Origin of the sequence: Seohaeicola zhoushanensis (genome assembly GCF_014656415.1) — a bacterium.
Lineage (GTDB): Bacteria > Pseudomonadota > Alphaproteobacteria > Rhodobacterales > Rhodobacteraceae > Seohaeicola_A > Seohaeicola_A zhoushanensis.
In genome coordinates, this window is sequence record NZ_BNCJ01000002.1 from 654,710 (window position 1) to 664,744 (window position 10,035).

10 protein-coding genes are annotated in these 10,035 nt (G+C 67.2%); 2 read left to right on the forward strand and 8 right to left on the reverse strand.

What is annotated here, in order from left to right; genetic code table 11:
* Positions 1–28: 28 nt before the first annotated feature.
* Positions 29–904: a c-type cytochrome gene (locus IE266_RS07195; RefSeq protein WP_189679354.1), complete on the reverse strand. Its 876-nt coding sequence runs from the start codon at positions 902–904 to the stop codon at positions 29–31.
* A 59-nt stretch (positions 905–963) separates the two neighbouring features.
* Entirely contained in the window at positions 964–1,446 is a 483-nt protein-coding gene (locus IE266_RS07200; RefSeq protein ID WP_189679355.1) for a c-type cytochrome, read from the reverse strand.
* 95 nt (positions 1,447–1,541) lie between these two features.
* Between IE266_RS07200 and IE266_RS07205 the strand changes: the two genes are divergently transcribed.
* Together IE266_RS07205 and IE266_RS26835 are read left to right on the forward strand one after the other, a co-directional pair.
* Positions 1,542–2,402 (forward strand): LysR family transcriptional regulator, encoded by an 861-nt coding sequence (locus IE266_RS07205; protein WP_189679356.1) that lies wholly within the window; start codon positions 1,542–1,544, stop codon positions 2,400–2,402.
* A gap of 117 nt (positions 2,403–2,519) precedes the next feature.
* A complete protein-coding gene (locus IE266_RS26835; protein ID WP_229863916.1) occupies positions 2,520–2,741 on the forward strand; it encodes a hypothetical protein in 222 nt (73 codons plus the stop codon).
* A 74-nt stretch (positions 2,742–2,815) separates the two neighbouring features.
* Here IE266_RS26835 and IE266_RS07215 read toward each other — a convergent pair whose 3' ends face one another.
* The 6 genes from IE266_RS07215 to IE266_RS07240 form a co-directional block, all read right to left on the reverse strand.
* Positions 2,816–4,435 carry an AMP-binding protein gene (locus IE266_RS07215; protein WP_189679358.1) on the reverse strand — a complete coding sequence of 540 codons (1,620 nt, stop codon included), beginning with the start codon at positions 4,433–4,435 and terminating at the stop codon, positions 2,816–2,818.
* Between the two features lies 1 nt (position 4,436).
* A complete protein-coding gene (locus IE266_RS07220; RefSeq protein WP_189679359.1) occupies positions 4,437–5,567 on the reverse strand; it encodes an acyl-CoA dehydrogenase family protein in 1,131 nt (376 codons plus the stop codon).
* Positions 5,568–5,641: 74 nt separating this feature from the next.
* Positions 5,642–6,454: an enoyl-CoA hydratase family protein gene (locus IE266_RS07225; RefSeq protein WP_189679360.1), complete on the reverse strand. Its 813-nt coding sequence runs from the start codon at positions 6,452–6,454 to the stop codon at positions 5,642–5,644.
* Complete coding sequence (locus tag IE266_RS07230) at positions 6,451–6,900, reverse strand: MarR family winged helix-turn-helix transcriptional regulator (RefSeq protein WP_189679361.1); 450 nt, start codon at positions 6,898–6,900, stop codon at positions 6,451–6,453. The genes IE266_RS07225 and IE266_RS07230 overlap by 4 nt, the downstream gene beginning before the upstream one ends.
* A complete protein-coding gene (locus IE266_RS07235) occupies positions 6,897–7,643 on the reverse strand; it encodes an SDR family NAD(P)-dependent oxidoreductase (RefSeq protein WP_189679362.1) in 747 nt (248 codons plus the stop codon). The genes IE266_RS07230 and IE266_RS07235 overlap by 4 nt, the downstream gene beginning before the upstream one ends.
* The gene (locus tag IE266_RS07240) at positions 7,640–9,925 is read right to left on the reverse strand and encodes a bifunctional salicylyl-CoA 5-hydroxylase/oxidoreductase (protein ID WP_189679363.1); all 2,286 of its coding nucleotides are present in this window, start codon (positions 9,923–9,925) and stop codon (positions 7,640–7,642) included. Before IE266_RS07240 ends, IE266_RS07235 begins: the two co-directional genes overlap by 4 nt.
* Positions 9,926–10,035 lie beyond the last annotated feature (110 nt).

Consider the following 10,035-nt stretch of genomic DNA (forward strand, 5'->3'; position numbering starts at 1 on the left):
CGACGCGCGGGACTGAACACTCGGGGCGTTAGGGGACTGCCTTGATGTAAGCAGCTATGGCCGCCCGGTCCTCGGGCGTCAGATGTGCCATGTTCTTGACCACCTGCGCCATCTCGCCCCCGGCGCTGTCGTAGTCGGGGGTGAAGCCGCTTTCGAGGTAATAGGCGATGTCCTCGGCGCTCCAGCTCAGGTTCGCGGCGTTGATCGCCGGGATCTTGCCCTTGCCCGAGGGGTTCGGCGCACCCTGCAGCCAGCGCGTGGTATCGAGCGCGCCAAGCGCGTTGCGGGGGGTATGACATTCGGCGCAATGGCCCAGTGCCTCGACGAGGTAGCGGCCGCGTTCCAGCTCGGGCGTATCGGCGGGGCGCACCCAGTCATCGTTCAGGAACAGGAGTTTCCACAGACCCAGTGCGCGGCGGATGTTGAAGGGAAAACCCACCTCGTGCGGCTTGCTCGCCACGTCCGATGGGGGCAGTGTGTCCATGAAGGCCTTGAGGTCTGCGACGTCCTGCAGGGTCATCCGGGCGTAGGTGCCATAGGGCAGGGCAGGGTAGTAGTGCCTGCCCGAGGGCGACACACCCCGCGTCAGAGCATTGGCGAGGTCCAGATCGCTCCACCCGGCGATGCCCTGCGGCGAGGGCGAGATATTGGGCGCGACGAAGGCGCCGAAGGGGCTTTCCATCCGGTAGCCGCCGGCCAGCACCAGCCGGGCCTCGCCCTCGGCCCCCGGTGCGGCGTGGCAGGCGGCGCAGCCGCCGGCCCAGAACACGGTGGCGCCGCGCTCGGCATCGCCGGCCAGCCCCGCCATGGCGTCCTGAGGCAATGGTTTCGGCGCGGAGAGGATCCAACCGCCCGCGGCGGCGATCACGGCCAGGCCGGTCAGGGTTGCAAGCAGTTTGCGCATGGCACCTCTCGTGAAAACGGGCGGCTCTGAAGCCGCCCGCATGTGTCAGTCGTCAGACCTCAGTTCGACTTCGCACGATAGAGCTCGTGGCAGGCGCCGCAAGCCTTGCCCACCGGGCCCATCGCGCCGCGCAGCGAGTCGAGCCCGCCGCCGGCTGCCGCCTCGAGGGCCGCGCTGGCTTCGGCCAGCGCCTGGGCCTTCTCGCCAACGGTGCTGCCCGATTCCCAGACGGCCGGCAGTGCGTGGGTCACATCGCCCAGAGTGGCGTTGTCGGTGCCCGGCTTCCAGGCCGCCATCTGGTTCATCGAGGTCAGTTTGGCCAGGTTGCCTGCCGCCGCAGCGGCGGCATCGGCATTGTATTCCACCTCGCCCTTGGCCATTGCGCCAAGCTGCCCGAGGTTGAAGGCGTAAAGGTCCATGGTGGCCTGGCGGGCCTTGACGGCGGCCAGCGCGGCCTTGTCCGCATGGCTGTCTGCAATCACGGCCGTTCCGGCAAGGGCGGCCAAGGCCAGCCCGGCGATCACGGTCATCTTGGTTTTCATGAAGAAGTCTCCCTGGATAAGATCATGCACTGTTGAATATTACCTGTGAGGTTTTGGCTATACACTGGCCAAAACCGCAGAGGGATAGCCAAATCGTGCACAACCCCAATTGGGACAATCTTCGTTACGTCCTCATGGTCGCCGACAAGGGCTCGCTCAGCGGCGCTGCGAAGGCCCTCGGAGTCAACCATGCAACGGTTCTGCGCCGGGTCGCCGCCTTCGAGGAGGAGCACGGCGGCCCGGTCTTCGACAAGACGGCGGCGGGCTACCGCGTGCTGCCAGATCGCGCAAGAGTGATCGAAGCGGCGCGCGAGGTGGCCAGTGGGATGCTCTCGGTCGAGCGTCTGATGCATGGCGCGCGGGCGCCGGTGCGTGGCGTAGTGCGGATCTCGTCGACCGATTCGCTCTGCCAGGTCGTGCTGCCGCCCTTCGTCGCCCGGCTTCAGCACACGGCGCCCGAGCTGCGGATCGACTTCTTCAGCTCGAACGCCCATCTCGACTTCGCGCGCCTGCAGGCCGATATCGCCGTGCGCCCCGCGCTGAGGCTGCCTGACGAGCTGAGCGGCGAAAGCCGCGCGCGCATGACCTTTCGGGCCTACAGCCTTCCCGGCCTGCGGCCGGGTTGGCTCGGGTTGTCCGGGCCGCTGATGCGCTCGGCCCCTGCCGCCTGGATGGCCGAGAATGTCGATCCCGAGGCGATTTCGGGCAGTGCGGATAGTTTCATGGTGCTGCGGGAACTGGCGCGAGCCGGTGTCGGGGTGGCGATCCTGCCGGCTTATCTCGGCCGCGGTGCGTCGGATCTGGTGGAGCGCCCCGAGCTGATGCCCGACTTCGCCGTGCCGGTCTGGGTTGCCACCTATACCGAGCTGCGCGATGTGCCCCGCATCCGCATCGTGCGCGAAGAGTTGCTGGCGCATCTCGCCACGGTCTCGGGCCTGCTGGACGGAACCGCCTAAGGAGGGGGACTAATAGAGCCTGCGCCTGAGCCTGAGCCAGACGCGAGACGAAGCGAGGAGGACTGCTGCGAGGTCGTTTCTAGCTGTCTTCCCGTAGCGGGCTGAGACGTATCTGAAGTGCCTGAGTTTGTTGAAGAATCGCTCGACAAGGTTGCGTGGTCGATAGAGCGCCGCATCCACCGAGCGCTGGACCTTCCGATCGCACTGTTTGGGGATATGTCCCCGCCCGCGATGGGCTGTGATGAAGTCCAGGATGGCGCGGGCGTCACTGTGCCGCGCGGCCATCTGAACGGCTGCTTCGGCAAGGCCTTTGCCCTGACCCCGTACGAGATGCGCTAGCCAAAGGGTGCGGCGGGGTGAACCCCGCCCTACGGCGACAGCTCGGGAAAAGGCGCCGCGCCCCCTCTCCGGCACTACCCCTGCTTCAGGCGGAACCGCTGGATCTTGCCGGTCTGCGTCTTCGGCAGCGCCTCGGTGAACCTGACCGATCGCGGATACTTGTAGGGCGCGATCCGCGCCTTGACGAAATCCTGCAGAAGCTTGACCTGCAGCGCCCCGGCCTCGACCCCCGGTTTCAGCACAACATGCGCCTCGACGATGGCGCCGCGCTCGGCATCCGGCACGCCGATCACCGCGCATTCGGCGACGTCCGGGTGCGCCAGCAGAGCGGCCTCGACCTCGGGGCCGGCGATGTTGTAGCCGGCCGAGATGATCATGTCGTCGGATCGGGCGGCGAAATGCAGGTAGCCCTCCTCGTCCATCACGAAGCTGTCGCCGGTCAGGTTCCAGCCGTTCTGCACGTAGTCCTCCTGGCGGCGGTCGCCCAGATAGCGGCAGCCCGTGGGCCCGCGCACCGCCAGCCTTCCGACCTCGCCGCGGGGCAGTTCCGCCCCATCCTCGCCAAGGATCTTCGCCTGGTATCCCGCAACCGGCCTGCCGGTGCAGGCGGGGCGGTGGTCGTCGAAGCGGTTGGTGATGAAGATATGCAGCATCTCGGTCGAGCCGATGCCGTCGAGCATCGGTTTGCCGGTCTTCGCCATCCAATCCTGGTAGACGGGGGCGGGCAGGGTCTCGCCCGCCGAGACGGCGGCCCGCAGCGAGGACAGGTCCGCGCCCTGGTCCATCGCCGCCAGCATCACGCGATAGGCGGTCGGCGCGGTGAAACAGACGGTGGCACGGTATTTCTGGATGATCTCGATCATGTTCGGCGGCGAGGCGTTCTCCAGCAGCACCGCGCAGGCGCCGAAGCGCAGCGGGAAGACCGCCAGCCCGCCCAGTCCGAAGGTGAAGGCCAGCGGCGGCGAGCCGACGAAAATGTCCTCGGGGGTTACGCCCAGCACCTCCTTTGCATAGCCGTCGGCAATGATCAGCAGGTCGCGGTGGAAATGCATCGTCGCCTTGGGCTCGCCGGTGGTGCCGCTCGTAAACCCCAGCAGCGCCACGTCGTCGCGCCCGGTCTGCACCGCGTCGAAGCGCACCGGCTTGTCGAGCGCGGCGCGGTCCAGCTCGGCGTCGTGATTGGCGGTGCCGTCGAAACCCACCACGGTCTTCAGCGTGGCACTGTCCTTGGCGCAGGTAACCAGGTCCTCCATCAGGCGGGTGTCGCAGAGCGCATGGGTGATCGCCGCCTTGTCGACGATCTTGGCCAGCTCCCCGGCGCGCAGCATCGGCATGGTGTTCACCACCACCGCGCCGGCCTTGGTGGCGGCGAGCCAACAGGCCACCATCGCCGGGTTGTTGGCCGAGCGGATCAGCACCCGGTTGCCGGGCTTCACGCCGTAATTCTCGACCAGCGCCCGCGCCAGGCGGTTGGTCCAGTCGGTCAGCTCCTTGTAGCTGCGCCGCCGACCGTTGCCGATCAGCGCGGTATGGTCGCCAAAGCCCTTCTCGACCATGCGGTCGGTCAGCTCGACGCCGACGTTGATCCAGTCGGGATAGCGATGCGCGCCGAGGTCGATCTCGGGCCAGAGGTCGGCGGGCGGCAGGTTGTCGCGCGCGAAGCTGTCGGTATGTCCGCTTGGTCCGAGCTGCATCTCAGGCTCCCATGGCTTGTCTGGCGATCACGACCTTCTGCACGTCGCTGGCCCCCTCGTAGATTCGCAGCGCGCGGATCTCGCGGTAGAGGCTCTCGACGATATGTCCCTTGCGCACGCCGTCGCCGCCATGCAGCTGGACGGCGGCGTCGATCACCGATTGCGCCGTCTCGGTGGCGTGCAGCTTGGCCATCGCCGCCTCGCGGGTGACGCGGGGCGCGCCCATGTCCTTGGTCCAGGCGGCGCGATAGACCAGCAGCGCCGAGGCATCGACGCCAAGTGCCATGTCAGCGATATGGCCCTGCACCATCTGCAACTCGCCCAGCGGCGCGCCGAAAAGCTGGCGCTCCCGCACCCGCGCCAGGCTCTCGTCGAGCGCGCGCCGCGCCATCCCCAGCGCCGCCGCCCCCACGGTCGAACGGAAGACGTCAAGCACCGACATGGCGACGCGAAAGCCGCCGCCCGCGGTTCCGATCAGCGCCGAGCCGGGCAGGCGCATGTCGGTGAAGCGCAGCCGCGCCAGCGGGTGCGGGGCGATCACGTCGATGCGCTCGGCGATCTCCAGGCCGGGGGTGTCGGCGGGCACCAGGAAGGCCGAGATACCGCGCGCGCCCGGCGCCTCGCCGGTGCGGGCGAACAGCACGTAGAGATCGGCGATGCCGCCGTTCGAGATCCAGGTCTTCTCGCCGTTGACGACAAAGCCGTTTCCGTCCCTTTCGGCCGTCGTGGTCATGTTCGCCACGTCCGAACCGCTGGCCGGTTCCGACAGCGCAAAGGCCGAGATCGCCTTGCCGGCGCGGGTCTTCTCCAGCCAGGCCCGCTGCTCGTCCGTGCCGAAGAGCGAAACCGCGCCCATGCCGAGCCCCTGCATCGCAAAGGCGAAATCGGCGAGCCCGTCGTGGCGCGCCAGCGTCTCGCGGATCAGGCAGAGCGCGCGCACATCCAGCGCCTCGCCGCCCGAATGGCGCAGGAAGCCGGCAGCGCCGAGGTCGCGCACCAGCCGCCGACAGGCGGCGTCGGTATCGGCGTGATCGGCCGGAAGATGCGCCGCGCACCAGTTTTCGAGCGCCGCCGCCAGTTCGCGGTGGCGGTCCTCGAAGAACGGCCAATCCAGGAAACTCCGGTCTGCCATCGCTGCTCCTCCCCCTGCTTCTTCTCTTTCCAAATACTCACAAGACCACGTTGCCGCCGCCGCTGCGCCAGAGGTCAGTCCCCTGCGAAGACCGGCTTCTCCTTGGCCACGAAGGCATGGAAGGCGCGTTCGAAGTCCTTCGTCTGCATGCAGATCGCCTGGGCCTGGGCCTCGGCCTCGATCGCCTGGTCAAGGCTCATGTTCCATTCCTGGTTGATCTGCGTCTTGGTGATGCCATTGGCGAAGGTCGGCCCCGAGGCGATGCGCCCGGCCAGCTTCATCGCCTCGGCCTCAAGCGTCTCGGCCGGGTGCAGGGCGTTCCAATAGCCCCAGGCCAGCCCCTCGTCGGCATTCATCGCGCGGCCCGTGTAGAGCAGTTCCGACGCACGGCCCTGGCCGATGATGCGGGGCAGCATGGCGCAGGCGCCCATGTCGCAGCCGGCAAGGCCGACGCGGTTGAACAGGAAGGCGCATTTTGCTTCGGGCGTGGCGAGGCGCATGTCCGAGGCCATGGTGATGATCGCGCCGGCGCCCACCGCGACACCGTCGACGGCGGCGATGATCGGCTTCTGGCAATGCAGCATGGCCTTTACCAGGTCGCCGGTCATCCGGGTGAAAGCGAGCAGGCCCTTCATGTCCATCTGCACAAGCGGGCCGATGATGTCATGCACGTCGCCGCCCGAGCAGAAGTTGCCGCCGTTGCTGGCAAAGACCACCGCGTGGATGTCGTCGGCATAGGGCAGGGCGCGGAAGGTGTCGCGCAGCTCGGCATAGCTGTCGAAGGTCAGCGGGTTCTTGCGGTCGGGCCGGTTCAGGCGGATGGTCGCGATCCCCTCCGATGCCTGCCACTGGAAATGCTTGGGGCTCAGGCCTGCCATGTCGGTCATGCGGGGTGGTCTCCTATCCGGTCGAGCAAGGTGATGAGGGTGTCGAGCTCGGCGCCCGAGAAAGGCGTGAGCATGTCGTTTATCCAGGCCTCGTGATCGGCGGCCATCGCGGCAAAGCGCTCGATCCCGGCGGGGGTGAGCCGCACCAGCATGGCGCGGCGGTCGCCGTCGACCTGGGCGCGTTCGACCAGACCCTCGCTGACCAGGCGCTCGACGATGCCCGTGACATTGCCGTTCGAGACCTTCAGCCGGGCGGAGAGGTCGCTCATCCGCAGCCCGTCGCGGTAGCGGTCGAGCGCGGCCATGACGTCGAAGCGGGGCAGGGTGCTGTCATAGTCTTCGCGCAGCCGTTCGCGCAGCTGCGCCTCGACGCCGCGATGCGCCGAGAGCATCCGCAGCCAGAGCCGCAGCCGCTGTTTCGAGGGCGTGCGGTCAAGGTCCTTCATGTTTCGCCTCCGGAAATCGAAATGGCCTGCCCGGTAACACCTTCCGACCCGGCAAGGCAAAGCCAGAGCGCGGCGGCGGTGACCTCGGCGGGCTGGATCAGCCGGTGCTGCGGGCTGTGCGATTCGAGCGAGGCGCGGGCCTTTTCCGGGTCCATGCCGGTCTTGGCGACGATATTGGCGATGCTGCGCTCGGTCATCTCGGTGTCGAGGAAGCCGGGGCAGAGCGCGTTGACGGTGATGCCGGTCCGCGCGCATTCGAGCGCGAGGCTGCGCACCAGGCCGATCACCCCGTGCTTGGCGGCGGCATAGGGTGCGACATAGGAATAGCCCTTGAGCCCGGCGGTCGAGGCCACCGCGATGAGCCGGCCCCAGGGCGCGCCCTTCATCCGGTTCACCGCCGCGCGGAAGGTGAGGAAGGTGCCGGTGAGGTTGACGTTCAGCATCGACTGCCATTCGGCCAGCGAGGTGCGCCCGAAGGGCGAACTGGCCGAGACGCCGGCATTGGCGATGACGATATCGGGCGTGTCGATGAAGTCGAACATGGCATCGACCGAGGTTTCGTCCGTAACATCAGCCTGCACGGTGTGAATCTCGGGGTAATCCGCCGCCACCTGTTCCAGCGAGACGGCGGTGCGCCCGGCGATCCAGACCCGCGCGCCCTCACGGGCAAAGCCGCGCGCCATGTCGGCACCAAGGCCGGTGCCGCCACCGGTGATGAGAACGGTCTTGCCCCGGACGCTCATACCCGCAGCCCCAGACCTTCGCCGCGCTCGGCCAGGCGCTGCATCTGGTCGCGCCCGCGCAGGTAGGGCAGCGGCCAGGCGGTAGCGGTATCGCCAAGCGCCGCGGCGGCGTGCAGCGTCCAGTAGGGATCGGCCAGGTGCGGGCGGGCGAGGCAGACCAGATCGGCGCGGCCCGCCATCAGGATCGAGTTCACATGGTCGGGCTCATAGATATTGCCCACCGCCATGGTGGCGATGCCCGTCTCGTTGCGGATCCGGTCCGAGAACGGCGTCTGGAACATGCGGCCATAGACCGGCTGTGCCTCGGTCGAGGTCTGCCCGGCCGAGACGTCGATGATATCGGCCCCGGCGGCACGGAACATTTCGGCGATATGCACCGCCTCGGCGGCATCGACGCCGCCCGTCGCCCAGTCGCTGGCCGAGATGCGCACCGACATCGGCTTGCCCGCCGGCCAGGCCGCGCGCATCGCCGCGAAAACCTCCAGCGGATAGCGCATCCGGTTTTCCAGGCTACCGCCATAGGCATCGGTGCGGTGGTTCGACAGCGGCGAGATGAAGGAGGAAATCAGATAGCCATGGGCGGCGTGCAGTTCGACCATGTCGAAACCGGCGCGGTCGGCCATCTGGGTGGCTGCGACGAATTGGTCGCGGACGCGGTCCATGTCGGCGCGGTTCATCTCTTTCGGAACCTGGTTCTCGGGCGTCCAGGGCAGCGGCGAGGGGGCGATGATCGGCCAGTTGCCGGCCGCCAGCGGCGCGTCGGACTCTTCCCAGCCCAGCTGGGTCGAGGCCTTGCGCCCCGCATGGCCGATCTGCATGCAGAGCTTGGCTTGTGTCTCGGCATGGACGAAATCGGTCAGCCGCTTCCACGCCGCCTCGTGTTCCGGCGCATAAAGGCCGGGACAGCCGGGGGTGATGCGCCCCTCGGGCGAAACGCAGGTCATCTCGACATACACCAGCCCGGCGCCGCCCTTGGCCCGTTCGGCGTAATGGGCGAAATGCCAGTCGGTCGGGCAGCCGTCGACCGCCTTGTATTGCGCCATCGGCGAGACCACGACCCGGTTCACCAGCGTCATGTCCCGCAGCCGGTAGGGCGCGAACATCGGCGCGCGGTGTACGCCGTTGGCGCCGGCCTGGGCCTGGAACCATTCCTCGGCGCCCTTCAGCCAGGCGGGGTCGCGCAGCCGCAGGTTCTCGTGGCTGATGCGCTGCGAGCGGGTGAGCAGCGAATAGGTGAACTGCACCGGGTCGAGGTCGAGATAGCGCTCGACCTGTTCGAACCACTCGGTCGAATTGCGCGCGGCTGACTGGAGGCGCAGCACGTCGGTGCGGCGGTCCTCCTGGTAGCGCTCGAAGGCCGCTTCCAGCGTCGGTTCCGTCTCGACGAACTCGGCCAGCGCGATGGCCGATTCCAGCGCCAGCTTGGACCCCGAACCGATCGAGAAATGCGCGGTGGCCGAGCTGTCGCCCAGCAGCACGACGTTCCTGTAATGCCACTTCTCGCAGAGCACGCGGTTGAAGTTGATCCAGGCCGAGCCGCGGATGTGGCGGGCGTTGGTCATCAGCTTGTGACCGCCGAGGTGCGCCGCGAAGATGCGCTCGCAGGTGGCGATGCTTTCGTCCTGGGTCATGTCCGCAAAACCAAAGGCGTCGAAGGTCTCCTGCGCGCATTCGACGATGAAGGTCGCGGTGTCCTTGTCGAACTGGTAGGCATGGGCCCAGATCCAGCCGTGCTCGGTCTTTTCGAAGATGAAGGTAAAGGCGTTGTCGAACTTGGCATGGGTGCCAAGCCAGACGAACTTGCAGGCGCGGGTGTCGATCTCGGGTTTGAAATGCTCGGCGAAATGGCTGCGCACGCGGCTGTTGATGCCATCGGCGGCGACAACCAGATCGTATTCCGCCACCAGCGCGTCGATGTCGCTCACGTCGGTTTCGTATTTCAGCTCGATCCCCAGCTCGCGGCAGCGCTCTTGCAGCAAGAGCAGCATCTGTCGGCGGCCGATGCCGCAGAAACCGTGGCCGGTGGAGACGGTGTTGGTGCCCTTCAGGATCACCGAGATATCGTCCCAATACGCGAAATGCGCGTGGATTGCATCGGCGCTGACGGGGTCGTTGGCGCGCAGGTTGGCCAGCGTCTCGTCCGAGAGCACCACGCCCCAGCCGAAGGTGTCGTCCGGCTTGTTGCGCTCGATCACCGTGATTTCGTGACCCGGATTGCGCAGTTTCAGGCTGATCGCGAAATAGAGGCCTCCCGGCCCGCCGCCCAGACAAACGACCTTCATCTCTGCCTCCCCCGGTTCAGGACTCGGGGAGAAATCTGGCAGGCGCCGAAATTTATTTCAAGCATAAAATATCAAGCTTGAAATATCTACTCCCAGCGCCGCGCGCCGTG

Excerpts from the sequence above, each read along its gene's own strand:
- IE266_RS07195 (WP_189679354.1), bottom strand. The coding sequence starts at position 904 with ATGCGCAAACTGCTTGCAACCCTGACCGGCCTGGCCGTGATCGCCGCC.
- IE266_RS07200 (WP_189679355.1), bottom strand. The coding sequence starts at position 1,446 with ATGAAAACCAAGATGACCGTGATCGCCGGGCTGGCCTTGGCCGCCCTT.
- IE266_RS07215 (WP_189679358.1), bottom strand. The coding sequence starts at position 4,435 with ATGCAGCTCGGACCAAGCGGACATACCGACAGCTTCGCGCGCGACAAC.
- IE266_RS07220 (WP_189679359.1), bottom strand. The coding sequence starts at position 5,567 with ATGGCAGACCGGAGTTTCCTGGATTGGCCGTTCTTCGAGGACCGCCAC.
- IE266_RS07225 (WP_189679360.1), bottom strand. The coding sequence starts at position 6,454 with ATGACCGACATGGCAGGCCTGAGCCCCAAGCATTTCCAGTGGCAGGCA.
- IE266_RS07230 (WP_189679361.1), bottom strand. The coding sequence starts at position 6,900 with ATGAAGGACCTTGACCGCACGCCCTCGAAACAGCGGCTGCGGCTCTGG.
- IE266_RS07235 (WP_189679362.1), bottom strand. The coding sequence starts at position 7,643 with ATGAGCGTCCGGGGCAAGACCGTTCTCATCACCGGTGGCGGCACCGGC.
- IE266_RS07240 (WP_189679363.1), bottom strand. The coding sequence starts at position 9,925 with ATGAAGGTCGTTTGTCTGGGCGGCGGGCCGGGAGGCCTCTATTTCGCG.